The organism is Weissella sp. ESL1156, from assembly GCF_058505625.1.
In genome coordinates this window covers 1,364,677-1,379,956 of the sequence record NZ_CP196372.1, presented here as the reverse complement: position 1 = coordinate 1,379,956, position 15,280 = coordinate 1,364,677, and the positions used below count along the sequence as shown (strand labels likewise).

The 15,280-nt window shown below is 35.8% G+C and carries 11 protein-coding genes and 2 pseudogenes; 10 read left to right on the top strand and 3 right to left on the bottom strand.

All coding sequences use genetic code 11. The features are described from left to right. The first annotated feature begins 46 nt into the window (after nucleotides 1-46). The 3 genes from ACSKY2_RS07120 to ACSKY2_RS07110 all read left to right on the top strand — a co-directional run bounded on the left by ACSKY2_RS07120 (nucleotide 47) and on the right by ACSKY2_RS07110 (nucleotide 2,773). Complete coding sequence (locus ACSKY2_RS07120; protein ID WP_489840492.1) at nucleotides 47-556, top strand: 3H domain-containing protein; 510 nt, start codon at nucleotides 47-49, stop codon at nucleotides 554-556. 109 nt (nucleotides 557-665) lie between these two features. Beyond that, nucleotides 666-1,856: an MFS transporter gene (locus ACSKY2_RS07115; RefSeq protein ID WP_489840493.1), complete on the top strand. Its 1,191-nt coding sequence runs from the start codon at nucleotides 666-668 to the stop codon at nucleotides 1,854-1,856. 161 nt (nucleotides 1,857-2,017) lie between these two features. Continuing rightward, complete coding sequence (locus ACSKY2_RS07110) at nucleotides 2,018-2,773, top strand: MerR family transcriptional regulator (protein ID WP_489877273.1); 756 nt, start codon at nucleotides 2,018-2,020, stop codon at nucleotides 2,771-2,773. Between the two features lie 172 nt (nucleotides 2,774-2,945). Here ACSKY2_RS07110 and ACSKY2_RS07105 read toward each other — a convergent pair whose 3' ends face one another. Both ACSKY2_RS07105 and ACSKY2_RS07100 read right to left on the bottom strand, forming a co-directional pair. After that, a complete protein-coding gene (locus ACSKY2_RS07105) occupies nucleotides 2,946-3,617 on the bottom strand; it encodes a matrixin family metalloprotease (protein ID WP_489877272.1) in 672 nt (223 codons plus the stop codon). Between the two features lie 146 nt (nucleotides 3,618-3,763). Beyond that, nucleotides 3,764-4,507 (bottom strand): annotated as a pseudogene (locus ACSKY2_RS07100) (ArsR/SmtB family transcription factor). 231 nt (nucleotides 4,508-4,738) lie between these two features. Between ACSKY2_RS07100 and ACSKY2_RS07095 the strand changes: the two are divergent. Further along, nucleotides 4,739-5,705 (top strand): annotated as a pseudogene (locus ACSKY2_RS07095) (glycoside hydrolase family 43 protein). A 21-nt stretch (nucleotides 5,706-5,726) separates the two neighbouring features. Then, nucleotides 5,727-6,977 carry an oligosaccharide MFS transporter gene (locus ACSKY2_RS07090; RefSeq protein ID WP_489878240.1) on the top strand — a complete coding sequence of 417 codons (1,251 nt, stop codon included), beginning with the start codon at nucleotides 5,727-5,729 and terminating at the stop codon, nucleotides 6,975-6,977. Nucleotides 6,978-7,057: 80 nt separating this feature from the next. Here the strand turns inward: ACSKY2_RS07090 and dsdA are convergent, their stop codons facing one another. Beyond that, the gene (gene dsdA, locus ACSKY2_RS07085) at nucleotides 7,058-8,371 is read right to left on the bottom strand and encodes a D-serine ammonia-lyase (RefSeq protein WP_489877271.1); all 1,314 of its coding nucleotides are present in this window, start codon (nucleotides 8,369-8,371) and stop codon (nucleotides 7,058-7,060) included. Between the two features lie 172 nt (nucleotides 8,372-8,543). On the opposite strand from dsdA, the gene proB reads away from it, so the two are divergent. The 5 genes from proB to ACSKY2_RS07060 all read left to right on the top strand — a co-directional run bounded on the left by proB (nucleotide 8,544) and on the right by ACSKY2_RS07060 (nucleotide 15,247). Beyond that, on the top strand, nucleotides 8,544-9,371 hold the full coding sequence (proB, locus tag ACSKY2_RS07080) for a glutamate 5-kinase (protein WP_489877270.1): 828 nt from the start codon (nucleotides 8,544-8,546) through the stop codon (nucleotides 9,369-9,371). After that, a complete protein-coding gene (locus tag ACSKY2_RS07075; protein WP_489877269.1) occupies nucleotides 9,371-10,618 on the top strand; it encodes a glutamate-5-semialdehyde dehydrogenase in 1,248 nt (415 codons plus the stop codon). The genes proB and ACSKY2_RS07075 overlap by 1 nt, the downstream gene beginning before the upstream one ends. Before the next feature lie 651 nt (nucleotides 10,619-11,269). After that, nucleotides 11,270-12,373, top strand: coding sequence for an AAA family ATPase (locus tag ACSKY2_RS07070; protein ID WP_489877268.1), 1,104 nt, complete (start codon nucleotides 11,270-11,272; stop codon nucleotides 12,371-12,373). Beyond that, a complete protein-coding gene (locus ACSKY2_RS07065) occupies nucleotides 12,366-14,699 on the top strand; it encodes a S8 family peptidase (protein ID WP_489877267.1) in 2,334 nt (777 codons plus the stop codon). The genes ACSKY2_RS07070 and ACSKY2_RS07065 overlap by 8 nt, the downstream gene beginning before the upstream one ends. Before the next feature lie 122 nt (nucleotides 14,700-14,821). Next, nucleotides 14,822-15,247, top strand: a complete 426-nt coding sequence (locus tag ACSKY2_RS07060; RefSeq protein ID WP_489877266.1) for a selenium binding protein — start codon at nucleotides 14,822-14,824, stop codon at nucleotides 15,245-15,247. Nucleotides 15,248-15,280: the final 33 nt, after the last annotated feature.

The window sequence follows — 15,280 nt, the reverse complement described above, 5'->3', positions numbered from 1 at the left end:
AGGTTATATTTATAGTTAAGGAATAAAAAATAAAAGGGGTGAGCAAATGACGGGTATTCAACGACAAGCGGCGATTAAAGCAGCTTTAAGTAATCCAGATACAGTAATTAGTGCCAATAAGTTTGCCAAGCAATTCCATGTTTCACGCCAAACGATTGTTGGTGATATTGCGTTGTTACGTGCCAGAGGAGAGCAAATTACAGCAACACCACAAGGGTATCGCTATCAAACAAAACAGCAGTATAGTACGATTTTGGTCGTGCAACATGATGCAGATCAGATAGAAGATGAACTAACAGCATTGGTACAAGCAGGTGTCATGATTGCAGATGTGCAGGTCGATCATCCAGTTTATGGTTTATTAAAAGGTGAATTAGCGATTCAGTCGATTGCTGATGTCAAACAATTTGTTTATCATCTAGATCAAACAAATGGGGAACCATTATCAACCTTAACGAATGGCCTTCACATGCATCGCATTGAATATAGAGATGTTGCCACTTTGGAAACAGCAAAAAACGCGCTTCGGCAATTACATATTTTATATGAAAATTAATTGGGTTGACAAGACACCCTAAGGATTGCTATGATTTAACCATTGCAAGGTGACAAGACACCTAGATGGGAGTGAACTGATTTTAAAGCAATCAGTATTGTGAAGCGTTATGAGTAATATTAAAAAATTGTTGACGGTAACCGGATTAGCTTGGTTATTTGATGCAATGGATGTTGGCCTATTATCATTTATTTTGGTTGCTATTCAACAGGAGTGGGGACTATCATCTGTCCAAGTCGGATGGATTGGGTCTGTTAATTCTATTGGATTAGCGGTGGGAGCCATTACTTTTGGTGCATTGGCTGATCAAAAAGGGCGTAAGCTCATGTTAATGACAACTTTATTAATTTTTTCAATTGCGACAGGTTTATCAGCCTTGACTATTGGATTTGTTAGTTTTATCGTTCTTAGGTTTTTTGTGGGTGTTGGTTTAGGTGGTGAGTTACCAGTTGCCACAACTCTTGTGTCCGAGCGTGTCCCAAAAGAAAAACGTGGCCGAATAATTGTGCTATTAGAAAGTTTTTGGGCGATTGGCTGGTTGATTGCTAGTTTGCTAGCCTATTTCGTTATGCCTCATTTTGGTTGGCGAATCACATTAGTTATTTCTGCATGTACAGCGTTCTATGTTTTCATTTTGCGTCGTCATTTACCAAATGATAAACAAGCGAAAAATGTGACACAAGTACCCAAAGAATCTGTTATAGAAAAGTTAAAGAAATTATTTCATGCTGAGCACCGCAACCAAACGATTATGTTATGGATAGCATGGTTTATGATCATGTTTTCATATTATGGTATCTTTTTGTGGCTACCCAGTGTCTTAATTGGTAAGGGCTTTAGTACGGTGAATAGTTTTGGGTACGTTGTTATTATGACATTAGCCCAATTACCTGGTTACTTTACGTCAGCTTGGTTGGTTGAAAAGTGGGGTCGTAAGCCAGTTATTGCGACATTCTTAGCTGGAACTGCTATTTTTGCAGCTGTATTTGGCTTTTCAACGAGTTTAACCATGATCATGATTTCGGGGATGTTACTATCATTCTTTAATCTTGGTGCTTGGGGTGCGATGTATGCTTATACGCCAGAATTATATCCAGCAGCTATTCGAGCAACTGCTAATGGTGCGGCAGAAGGATTTGGTCGTTTAGGAGGTATTTTAGGACCACTATCGATTGGATTTTTCTTGAGTCATCATTTATCGTTTCCTTACATTTTTGGTGTCTTCAGTGTGGCATTAGTCATTGCAATCATTGTTATTTTGTTCTTAGGCAAAGAAACACGGGGAACGACAATTGATTAGAGACGTTGTTTATTAACGCATGCTATTCATGATATATACGAGAGAGATTTTCCAATATTGTTTGGGAAATCTCTATTTTTTATATATTTAAAATTTTTAGTTGACCTTAACGCTACGTTACCCTTTATGATGTACTTAACATAAAAGAAGGAGGGATAGTCATGGCCTACACTATAAAAAAAACGGCCGAACTGTCAGGGGTTAGTACACGAACCTTACGCTATTATGATGAAATTTCACTGTTGAAGCCAGCACAAATTAATTCATCTGGTTATCGTTTGTATGGAGAAAAAGAAATTAATCGATTACAACAGATTTTGTATTATCGTGAGTTAAACCTGAATTTAGAGGATATTAAATCCATTTTAGATGATGTAGATTTTGATGTCGAACAAGTACTTGAACAACATTATCAGAAATTATTAGCGAAAAAAGAACGACTTGAAGGATTATTAGATAATCTAGAAAAAACGATGAAGTATTATAAAGGGGAAGTAGAAATGACAGATACTGAAAAATTTATGGCGTTTAAGGAAAAGAAAGTTCTTGAAAATGAACAGAAATATGGTGACGAAATGTGTCATCAATATGGTGAAGATGAAGTTAAGCAGACAAATAAAAAATATTTACGTTTGACAGAAGCTGATTTTGAAGAAATGAAAGCAACCGAAAGAACACTGTTTAACCATTTGAAAAACTACATTGAACAACCCATGATTGAAAGTGAAGTTGCAAAAGAAATTTTTATGTTACATAAAAATTGGTTAAGTTTCACTTTACCAAATTACTCGACAGAAATGCATAAAAATATTGGGACAATGTACGTAGAAGATAGTCGTTTTAAGTCGTATTACGATCTCCATAATAAAGGGACAGCGCAGGCATTACATGATATTATTCAATATTATGCAAATTAGATGATTTAATTGTTTCACATGGAACAATTAAGTTAAGTGGTTAGTCAAAAAAAGGCTGTCAATCAGCCATTTTAACTTGGTTGATTGACAGTCTTTAAATGTGTTCTAAAAGATCAAAGCATCGTAATTTATTTTCACATCTTTTAATGTTATCTGCATTACTACATCAATATTATTTTTGATAAATTTTTTTCAAATTAGTAATGTCTTGTTCAGATAAAGTTGTTTTTCCTTGGTCAATTGGATACATGACTGAATCTTTGTTTTGGGTATGATCTAAACCAAGTGCGTGGCCAACCTCATGGATAGCGGCTGATAAACGAATTGGATAAGTAGTGTTAAGAGTGGCTTTACCGTGGTTATAATCAGATTGAATCAACCCATATCTTGAGTAGATTTTAGGACCACCAACACCGAGTTCTTGCAGACTACTTGTACTATTGATTTGTTTATTATAAATACCCAAACGCAGAGTATTTTTTGAGTTATTTTGATTAGTTGCAGTTATTTTAACAATACCAGTTTTGTTATAAATATTAATTGCTTGTAAGAAAACAGTGCGGACTTGAGTGGGTACATTATCATCAAAATAATAGGTATAAGTGTTCGCCAGGTCTTTATTGACGACGATTGATTCAATACCAGTTGATGATTCAGTTGTTGTTTTCGTTTGTGCCGCTGTTTGTTTCTCAGTGAGCAGTGGAATTTTTTCAGTCCATGTTTTTAAATTAGTTGTTAATGATGTGACTTGACGATTAAGTTGCTGGCTGATGGTGGGTGTTGTTGCCCAATGATAAACGATGACGGCAACAATAATTAGTATGAGACCTTTAAAAAATTTCAAAATTGCTACCTTCCTTGGGTTGATTGTGCAACAAATTTATCTTCATACAATAACATATGAAGGTATAAATTACCTTATAACTAAAAAGGAGCATCTTTAAATTCTTTTGTGGATAAAGGATTTTGAAGGTGCTTCTTTTTATGGGGTCAACTATAAAATAATTTTAAATTAATGTCTTGGTCATAATTACCAAATCCTTTACCAAAAATGGTACAACCACCTTGATTTTCGGCATCTGTTTTGATAGCTAGCCGGATTTTAAAAGTTTGTCTAGAAATATCGATATCAGATAATGAAATTGAAGTAAATGGTTGCCCGTCTAGGTAGGTACCATGGTCAGTAATACGCAAAATCTTTTGAATACCATATTGATTAACATTATCTGGTACCCAGTCAGGTGTGTATTTACCACGAGTATCTGAAAAATCACCAGGACTAGTCCATGTACCAATTTCAACATCATTAATGTAAAAAGTAATGTCTGATGGTCAAACATTATTTGAGAACGGAAATTCTGATCCAAGCTCCATGGAGAGATCTAACATTTCAAGATGTTCATTTTTTGTCAAAAAATTAGGTGATTGATATTCAACAAAACCATTAGAATACCAAATCATACCTGCATAAATTCGTTCAGGAAATCGGACTGAAATGTTATCTACTTTCAACATGGACAGTTTATTATGACCATTTTTTTCAAAGGCAATAATGCCAGCATCAGCTAAAGTCTGCAAATGTTTCAAAGTGATTGTGGTACTAATGCCAAGATGTGCAGCAATATCCCTGACGTTAAGTTTTTCGTGAGATAAAATTTGAATAATTTTTAGACGCATTGGATTTGCGAATGCTTTGTAAACGGGTAATGAATTGTCTGAAATATCTAGTTGCATACGCTAACTACTAAAATAACATAAATGTTTATCATTGTTTTAATAATAACATAAATATTTTTTATATAGCAATATAAAGGCTTTTTTGGTGATTTATAAACAATAATAATGTTATTTGTTGTATAAAAATAGTTCAAAAGATTAACAAAAATGTATCGAAAGCGCTTTCAATATGATTTAAAATGAACATGTTGAAAAATAAAGCACACATTGAAAAGGGTGGTAAAAAAAATGATCGATAGTTACATCAACCCGTTAATTATTCAACGAGCTGATCCTTACATTTATAAACACACAGATGGCTATTATTATTTTACAGCGTCTGTCCTTGCTTATAATTTAATTGAAATTCGTCGTGATAAAACGATTAACGGATTAGCTCATGCAATGCCGCGAACTGTTTGGCGTAAACATGATAGTGGTGAAATGAGTCAATTGATTTGGGCACCAGAAATACATTATATCAATGATAAATGGTATATCTATTTTGCTGCTACTGATACAACTGAATTAGATGAATTAGGGATGTTTACACATCGTATGTATTGTATTGCATGTGATAATGATAACCCAATGATCGGAGAAGCAGCTTGGCATGAAAAGGGACAAATTTTAACTGATAAAGATACCTTCAGTTTGGATGCAACATCATTTAATCATAATGACAAGCTCTATTATGTTTGGACACAAAAAGACAAGACAATTAAAGGTAATTCTAATATATATTGCTGAAATGTTGAATCCTTAGACGCTTAAGACAAAGCCAGTGATGCTTTCAAAACCTGAATTTGATTGGGAAACAAAGATTTTTTCAGTGAATGAAGGACCAGCCGTTTTGCAACGAAATGGCAAGATATTTATCACATTTTCTGGGTCTGCGACTGATGAGAACTATGCAATGGGGATGTTGTGGATAAATGATACGGACAATATTTTAGATGCAAATAAGTGGCATAAACTTGATCATGCAATCTTTCAATTCGATATTGATAATGGTTTATACGGTCCGGGACATAATTCTTTTACCGTTGCAGAAGATGATAAAACTGATTTGTTAGTATATCACGTACGTAATTACTTAGATATAAAAGGGGATCCATTATATGATCCAAATCGTCATACAATGGTGCAACCATTTACTTGGGATGACAAAGGATTTCCAGTATTTGGCAAACCAACCCCATTTAATGTTGAGTAATTTCTTTAATGAAAAGAAGGTATAGATTATGGATCAAACGCAAAATACACAAAAAAGCATTTTTGGAGTTTTTTTGGCACTGATGTCAGTTATTTCTTTATCTGGCAAATTGTGCAAGGTTTCTTGGTACTTTGGCTAAAACAAGAAGCAAATTTGAGTGGTGGTCAAGCTGGCTTTGTTTTTCCTTTTTTAGCATTTGCATCACTATTTTATCAACCCGTATTTGGTATTATTTCAGATAAATTAGTCTTTAAGAAGACATTACTATTATCAATCACAATAGCTGCTATCTTAATTGGTCCATTTTTTCAGTGGCTATTTATACCATTACTACATTTTAACTCATTGTTAGGCGCAATTATTGTTGGTTTCGCGTTAGCCTATGTCCTTAACGGTGGTGTCGCAGTTATTGAATCTTATGTTGAACGTGCAGGTTTAGCTAATGGCTTTGAGTATGGTCATGCCCGTATGGGAGGTTCAATTGGAGGCGCATTAGCATCATTCGTTGCTGACTTGGTGTTTGTTAAAAATCCATTCTTGGTTTTCTGGATATGTTCACTTGCTGGAATCATTTTAACTTGTCTGGTAATTTTTGGTGATCGTATTAACTTTGCTAATAAAGATGCAGCAGAAGGCGCAAGTTCAGCACCTTTAAATGTTAAAACAATTTTATCCATTTTTAAAATTAAAAATTTCTGGATTTTAAGTATTTTCTTTATGGGAACATCAGCTATTTATGATGTGTTTGATCAACAGTTCCCAGTATTTTATCAAACATTCTTTACTAGTGCTGCTGCTCGAACTGTGGTATATAGTCGTTTGCTTACAACACAAATTGTTTTAGAAGCCTTATTAATGATTCCAATGCCATGGATCATTAATAAAATTGGTGCTAAGAATGGACTGATTGCTTATGGTGTTCTAACTTTCTTACGGATTACATTGAGCGCAATTGCACCTAATTTCTGGTTCTTAACATTTGTTCGTCTGCTTGCATCATTTGAGATGCCACTCTTCCTCGTCTCAACAATGAAGTACATTGCTGGCGCATTTGATTTAAGATTGTATGCCACGATTTACGCCTTGGCATTTAATTTTGCAAAACAAATATCGTTGTTTAATTTCTCGACAATTGCAGGTGATCTGTATGATAGTGTTGGCTTCCATACGACATATTTCATCTTAGCGGCATTAGTCGCTTGTGTGACAATTATTGCGGTGTTTATGTTGAAGAAAGAGAACCCGGCTCAGGCGGGAGAAGTCGCGGAGTGATCATCGCACGGATAATTTGGCTAATAAAAAACGATCGGCATCTGGTAACGGATTTCGATCGTTTTTGTGTTTAGAAATTGTTAAATAAGAACGCCTTTTGACTGATTTAAAAGTTGCTTCCCTTTAGAATAATTGTCATCGCGCTCACTTTGTGGCATCATACTTCCCCCGGTTGCCCAAACGATATGAGTTGCATTGGCTGTATTGAATGCGGGTATATTTTTAATAGTTGGTGCAATACCAGTAAAACCGGCAGCCGCTGAAGGCTCAACAGTGATATGCTGTGTATCTTCTAATTGTGTGACATATCGATAAATATCATTGTCAGGGAAGGTGACGCTACCAAATAGCAATGTCCGCATGACCTTACCAGCAACGCGTGATGGACGGCCAACTGCCAGACCATCGGCAGCGGTTAAACCATCTAGACCGATGTCATAGACTGAAATCTGGTCATTTAATTTTGTCATCATACCAAGGGTGACAGAAGGAACATGTGTTGGTTCACAGAAGATGGCGTGCACATCAGGGCCTAAGATTGTTTTTAACCCAAAGGTCACGCCACTTGGACTACCACCAACACCTGCTGGCAGATAAACGATGACCGGATGATCTGGATCAACTGCAATGTGCTGATTCTTTAGCTGTTTTTGTAAGCGAACAGCTGCAACAGCATAGCCTAAGAATAAATCGCTTGAACCTTCATCATCTACAAAATGGCTATTTGGATCAAGCGCAGCATCAGCACGTGCTTTCGGGATGACTTCTGAGAAATTCGTGTTGAATTCTTTGACAGTGACACCATTTTCACGTAATTTATCTTTTTTCCATTGACGAGCATCATGTGACATGTAGACGGTTGTTTTAAAGCCAAAAGTGGCAGCAACAATGCCAACGCTTAGTGCAAGATTACCTGTTGAAGCCACGATAACGCCGTAATCAGCAAATAACTGGCGATATTCATCAGAAGCTAAAATACGATAATCATCCATGTAAGCTAAGTTACCATGAGTCATTGCGATTTCTTCGGCAAATTTTAGCACTTCGTAGATGCCCCCGCGAGATTTGATTGAGCCGGAGATTGGTAATTGGCTATCAGCTTTTAGATACAAATGACCAGCAAGCTGATGGTTTTGATGATTCCAAATTTTTTGCATGTTATCTAATAAAATCAAGGGAGATTCAATCATGCCGTTTGTTTCAGCCGTTTCCGGGAAGACAGTCGCTATGTAAGGTGCAAAGCGGTCTAGACGAGCAACGGCATCAAAAATATCTGATTTTGAAAAAGGGAGATCAGCCTGCTGAGCATAATCTGGGTTGCGCCAAAAAATTGGCTGTTCATTGATTAAATCTTTGATTTGGGGATGTTTTGTTACCAACGTTTCTAAGTCCATGTTATCAATCCTTTCGTCTTTAAATTATAGCGTTATTATAACGCGAAGAAAGTGGCACGAAACCGATTGTGTTAAGTAATGTAACATGACTGATGTTTATTTATTGCTATATTATTTTCGTGGACTATTGTAGAATTAGGGTAAAACTTAATGAGAAATGGAGGCGAGTCATATGGAGTCAGCCCGCCAGATGACACATGTTTCACGGATTGTTGTGAAGATTGGTACGAGTTCTTTGATGCATGCGAACGGTAAATTAAATTTGCAGGCAATTGATCAGTTGAGTTATACCCTAACTGGCTTAGTTAACGAAGGCAAACAAGTGATTTTAGTTAGTTCAGGGGCGATTGGTACTGGAATGGGTCAATTGGGTTTGCAAAAGCGACCAGAGCAGATTCAAAAGCAACAAGCTTTAGCTTCCATTGGACAAAGTGAATTAATGACAGTTTATCAGCAACGTTTTGCTGCATATGGTCAAAAAATTAGTCAAGTATTGTTAACGCATGATGTGTTAGATTACCCACAAAGTCGTGAATATGTTCATAACACGATGGAACAATTGCTAGAATGGGGAGTCATTCCCGTTGTTAATGAGAATGATACGGTTGCTGTTGATGAATTGGATCATCGAACAACTTTTGGTGATAATGATCAACTGTCTGCAATCGTTGCGATTCATTCTCACGCAGATTTGTTGATTATGTTATCAGATATTGATGGTTTCTATACGAGTAATCCTCATAAAGACCCAGACGCGAAATTAATTAAGGAATTGCATCAAGTGACTGCTGATTCGCTACAAAAAGCAGGTGGTGCAGGATCGGTGTTCGGTACAGGTGGTATGACGCCAAAGTTGAAAGCAGCTGCTAATATTTTGGCACATGATCAAATGATGGTTTTGGCAAATGGGGCTAATCCATCAATTATTTTTAATATTATGAACGGTGAAGAATTGGGAACCTTATTTATTCCTGATGACGCCAATGAGGTACATCAATAATGACAGAATTATTAATTGAAATTGGGAAAAAAGCACAGCAGGCTGCACAACAGTTAGCACAATTATCAACAGCCGCTAAAAATCAAGCCTTGCTGGCAATTGCGGATGCATTGGAGACCCAAACGGCGAAGATTTTGATTGCTAATCAGGCTGATTTAGCAGATACGACAGGACTAGCAGATAAGTTTGTTGATCGTTTGACGTTAAATGCAGATAGAATTGCGGGGATTGCAGCAGGTGTTCGACAGGTTGCTAGTTTGCCAGATCCGTTGGGAAATATTGAACGCGGTTGGATAACACAAGCAGGATTAGAAATTAATCAAAAGCGAGTGCCGTTGGGCGTTGTGGGCATCATTTATGAAGCACGCCCAAATGTCACGGTTGATTCAGCGGTATTGTGTTTTAAATCCGGGAATGCCGTTATTTTACGTGGTGGTAAGGAAGCAATACATACTAATATGCAAATTGCGACAGTTATTCGTGATGTGTTGCGTGAACAGGGGTTACCTCAGGATGCAGTGCAGGTCATCACGGAGACCTCACATGAAGTCGCACAGCAATTTATGCGGTTGAACCAGTATGTTGATGTTTTAATTCCGCGTGGCTCAGCCAGTTTGATTCAAACAGTTGTGCAACAAGCAACTGTGCCTGTTATTGAAACTGGGGCTGGTAATTGTCATATTTATGTTGATGAAACGGCTGATTTGCAGATGGCTGAAAATATTGTGATTAATGCAAAAACACAGCGACCATCTGTTTGCAACGCCGCTGAAAAATTACTTGTGAATGCGGCGATTGCTCCACAATTCTTACCACAAATTGCGAAAGCATTGGTCGCTAATCATGTGGCAATTCGTGGCGATGAACGAACCTGTGAAATTTTAGGTGATCAGGCACGACCAGCACAGCCTGAGGATTGGGATACGGAGTATAACGATTACATTATTGCCATTAAAGTAGTTGATACCTTGGACGAGGCAATTAGCCACATTAATCAACATAATACGAAACATTCTGAAGCAATCATTACAACTAATTATGAACATAGCCAACGATTTACGCAGCAAATTGATGCCGCTTGTGTTTATGTTAATGCATCAACCCGCTTCACAGATGGTTTTGAATTTGGGTTCGGTGCTGAGATTGGTATTTCAACGCAAAAGTTACACGCACGTGGTCCAATGGGCTTAAAAGAATTAACAACAACGAAATATGTGATTTTAGGTCAAGGCCAGATACGAGATTAAAAAATAAACGGCTGAGACATCAGTCGTTATGATCAGCTGAAAAAGGCGCTAATCTATCAATTTTGATTGGTAGATTAGCGCCTTTAAACGTGTTCTAAAAGACTGAATCCTTTTGGAACATTCTCTTTTAATTGTAAAAAATTGTCGAACGTTGGCAATTGCTTAAATGTCAGTTTTATTCCCACTCTGGACTTTGGGTTAAGCGTATAAGTAGAAATGCAGTAATATCAAGCAATATTCAAAGCTATAAAAATGTATAAAACACCAAAAATAATAAAAAAAGTGCAATTTCAGTGCAGTGGCACTTAATTAGATACTGTTTTCAGGTTTCACTTTAGAAGAGAAACTGAAATTCAAAAAATTCAATATTCAATTGATTAAAGACGTTCATTGAGCGTCTTTAATTTACTTAGTAAAGATTGAAAAAAGTGTGGGCTTATTGATCCCATTGTTAGATATAAAAAAATTTGAGATAGTTCCTAGGATTCATAATAATCAAAAGTACCATAATTCGATTATAAAATACCTTTTTATTGTATAAATTGCACAAATTTCGTATATACAAAAACGTTTTTGTGTGATAGAATATCAAAAGTGACTGATTACCATATTTATGTACCTACGTCACATTTCTGAAAGGATGGATTTACAATGTATCCTGAACTACTCAAAATAATAGAAGGTGGACTAAAAAATGATCCACAAAAGGTTCGAAATTATTCAACCAAGTTAGCAAGTTATCTTAAAAATAATGGTGAAATGACAGTTTCAAAAAAAATCTCTCAGCTGATCGAAAGAAATACTACTAGAACTGCAGAACTTGATTCATTGACAGCTAAACCATTTGATAGCGAGACACATGTAGAAACAGTAGATATATCTATTCCGGTTGAAACATCTGAAGAGCTCTTTTTTAATAACTTTGTTGAACAAGAAATAAATGAATTTCTTCATGCCTATGCAAAAAGGGATTTGCTTTTGAGAAACGGGATTGAAACTAATAACAGATTACTTCTGTATGGCAAACCCGGTACTGGAAAAACGTCTCTTGCACGCTTTATAAGTTTGCAAACTGGTCTGCCACTAGTTACGGCTAGGTTGGATGGAGTTGTTTCTTCTCTACTAGGTAGTACTGCAAAAAATATTCGTAAGGTTTTTGAATATGCTTCTAAGCAGCCCTGTATTTTGTTTCTTGATGAGTTTGATGTACTAGCAAAGGTTCGTGATGATCAGCATGAACTTGGAGAGCTGAAACGTGTGGTTAATAGTTTAATACAAAATATAGATAATTTTGCATCGGATAGTATACTCATTGCAGCAACCAATCACCCACAATTGTTAGATTCTGCTGTCTGGCGACGATTTGATACAAAATTAGAACTAGGTATCCCAGAAAAAGGTGTGCGTAAAAAATTGATTAACCATTTTTCAAATATTATGGATAACAATTTTAAAAATGATTTAAAAAAGGTTGATCAGTTAGTCAGAGCTACTGTTAATCTTTCTCCAGATGCCATTAAGTCTGTTTTCAATACTGCTGCTAAAAATTGTATTTTGCAAGGAAAAGACGAACTTTTATATTCACAAATTGTATTAGAACTTTTTATTTATATCACACCAGAAAATTTCACAGAAAAAAATGCCACAAAGTTTATGATCGATAATCTTGTTTCTCAAAGTGAAATATCGGAACGGTTATCATTATCTATGCGAAAAGTGCGTTCAATTTATAAGGAGGTAAAGACTAATGAATAATGAGAAGAATCTGCCTATTAATTTTTCTCCTCGTCCCCAAGACAATGGAAATACTGTTGGGGGAGGAGCTAAAGAGGATAAAACCAAATGGCTTTTGAGTGGGCAAGAACTACTTCAACGTAGTAAACGACTCATTTCAAACCTTGATGAAATTGAGTCTGAATGGGATCAGACATCCTTTGAAGGTTTACCACATACTTTAAAAGTGACATTTATCAAAAAGGCACAAGCTAACAGCCATCAACGTCAAATTATTCCTATGTTTATTGTTGGAGAAAATACAGGTCAAATTGGTTTTGTCGGTGAACAATCACTGATTATGAAAGTAGACTCTAAAGAGAAACTAAAAACAATTAAAGATAATTTTACGGATACCCAAAAAAATGTTCATCCAATTTCTTCATTAACTGAAATTGAAACTTTTAAACCTGAACTTAAAATAATTGATACTTCAGAAGCATACAAGATAGTCCCATTAAGCTACAACGATCCTACATTGGATAAACGTGCTCTTAGTATTATTCAATCCAATTTAACTAGCCACAACATTGACAATGAATTGATTTCTTATTCTTCAAACATTAAAGCTGTTCGAGTACCATCTATTGCTGCTGATTCTTTAAAATTTATTCGTACCTTACCGATTCGTTCTGTTGAACCTATATCGAAAGTTGACTTGCCCTTTCGAGTTATGAGTGAACAATTGGCTACTGATTTTGATTTGCTAGATTTTAATCAAAATCAAGAATATCCATTGGTTGGACTTCTTGATTCCGGTGTAGCAAAAAATCAATTGACGCAAAACTGGGTAACTCGTGGAAAGGGCTGCAATTATCCGGAAGACTTACTTGATACTTCACATGGAACTTATATAGCTACTCTTCTTATTCATGGTGATGTTTTTGGCAAAAACAATGATTATTCAATTAATGGTTGTAAAATCATTGATGTTCCTATAGTTCCAAAGTTTCCAATTGAGGAGAATCAATTGATTGAAAATATCGAAAGTGCGGTAAAAATGAATCCCCAGATACATGTTTGGAATCTTTCCGTTAGTCTTGTTGATGAGATATCAGATAGTGAGTTTTCTTTGTTCGCAACTGCGCTAGATCAAATTCAAGAAAAAAACAATGTCATTATTTGCAAGTCTGCAGGTAACGATGGTAATTTTGTTTCTAAAGCTTCTGCTGGAAGATTAAGTGTTGGGGCTGAGTCCATTCGTGCGCTTACAGTTGGATCTTTAAATAGAGATTCGGATCAATATCAGTATACCGTAAAAAGTTTTCCTGCTCCATACTCCCGCCATGGACCTGCACCAGCGTCAGTTGTAAAACCAGATGTTAGTCATTTTGGTGGAGATTTGTTTGCCAAAACTCAATCTCCTTCTACAATTAAGGATTTTGAACAAGTTAGCGATACAGCTTCCAGTGATGGTTTACATTTGATTCATTCTGTAGGTACAAGTTTTTCTGCACCGAAAGTAGCTAGAAATATTGCAGAGTTGGATTTATTGACAAACCATAAATATGATTTATTAACACTCAAAGCTCTTGAAATTCATTCAGCAAGATATGCAGAGGTTCCGCCTCTTGATGCACAAAAGCGTTTGGATTATCTCGGGTATGGAAAGCCAGCCAATGCTAGTGATACCATCTTTAGTTCATCCTTTGCTAGTACATTGATTTTGCAAGGAAAAATTCAAAAGAGTCGTCGTATTGATATTATGGATTTTCCATATCCTGAGGCTTTAATTAAAAATGGGTACTATACTGGTCGAATCAAAATAACTTTGGTTTATGATCCAATATTAATCCCGAACCAGGGAGCTCAGTATTGTCAATCTAATCTTGACATCAAGTTCGGTACTTATGATGAAAAACAAAATACTACTGAGTTTTTGAGTCGCTTTAATCCTGTTAAGCGTGTTGGAGCGTTTAACACGTTACTCGATAGTAATTATGGTAAACATATTATGCATAACCACCCCGATTATGCTAGCGAACGTACTCTTATAAGGTATGGACAGAAGTATCATCCAGTTAAAAAGTACGCTTTTGATTTATCCGAGTTACAACCTCGCTTTAAAGATGATGTATCATCCAGCAAGCACTGGTTTCTTTTTCTGGAAGGACATTATCGTGACTATGCAGAATCCTATGCAGTTCGTAACCAAGCTGATCTGAATATCCCGTATTGCTTAATCATTACTATTGAAGATCCTAACCAGCAAGCACAGGTATATGATTCGACTATTCAAGCTTTAGATGCTAATAATTTTGTTCATAACAGTGTTATGGTTAATAATAATATTCATCTTTCTAACTAGCCAAATATGTGTACTACACCTTCGATGCTAATGTAATTTTGTTGAAAAATATATTGCTTTTGGTGCTAACAATGCAATGTAAAACTAAGTTGTTCGCAAGATATAAAAGGAATGGTAAAGAAATGTACGAAGATTATACTAGACAAGCACTTCCAGACAGAAACTATAGGCAACTATTAGGAACTGCTCTGTGTGTGTTTAATTCCAATAATTCATTTGTCATAGAAAACATTTTAAATAGCGACGAAGAAAGGCTATATAACTGGTTTAATTTAATTGATCAGACTTCGGGTGATTTATCCCAACCAATTAAAAATACAATTACTAAAAAGTCTGGTACGCAAATTACCAATCTTTTTTCTGATATAATCACAAAAAGAAATCGAATAGTTCATAGCTTCCAAATTACTGACAGTGACGATAAGCAAATACTGAGTACTAAGGATAATAAAGGTAAACAATATCATATAACCGAAAATTTTCTTCTTGAATTTATAGAAGAAAATGAAAAATTAAGTGATTTACTTTATGAATTTAGAGGATATTGAAAAAACATAGTTAGCTTTATCTGTCGTATGGAG

Excerpts from the sequence above, each read along its gene's own strand:
- ACSKY2_RS07120 (WP_489840492.1), top strand. The coding sequence starts at position 47 with ATGACGGGTATTCAACGACAAGCGGCGATTAAAGCAGCTTTAAGTAAT.
- ACSKY2_RS07115 (WP_489840493.1), top strand. The coding sequence starts at position 666 with ATGAGTAATATTAAAAAATTGTTGACGGTAACCGGATTAGCTTGGTTA.
- ACSKY2_RS07110 (WP_489877273.1), top strand. The coding sequence starts at position 2,018 with ATGGCCTACACTATAAAAAAAACGGCCGAACTGTCAGGGGTTAGTACA.
- dsdA (WP_489877271.1), bottom strand. The coding sequence starts at position 8,371 with ATGGACTTAGAAACGTTGGTAACAAAACATCCCCAAATCAAAGATTTA.
- proB (WP_489877270.1), top strand. The coding sequence starts at position 8,544 with ATGGAGTCAGCCCGCCAGATGACACATGTTTCACGGATTGTTGTGAAG.
- ACSKY2_RS07075 (WP_489877269.1), top strand. The coding sequence starts at position 9,371 with ATGACAGAATTATTAATTGAAATTGGGAAAAAAGCACAGCAGGCTGCA.
- ACSKY2_RS07070 (WP_489877268.1), top strand. The coding sequence starts at position 11,270 with ATGTATCCTGAACTACTCAAAATAATAGAAGGTGGACTAAAAAATGAT.
- ACSKY2_RS07065 (WP_489877267.1), top strand. The coding sequence starts at position 12,366 with ATGAATAATGAGAAGAATCTGCCTATTAATTTTTCTCCTCGTCCCCAA.
- ACSKY2_RS07060 (WP_489877266.1), top strand. The coding sequence starts at position 14,822 with ATGTACGAAGATTATACTAGACAAGCACTTCCAGACAGAAACTATAGG.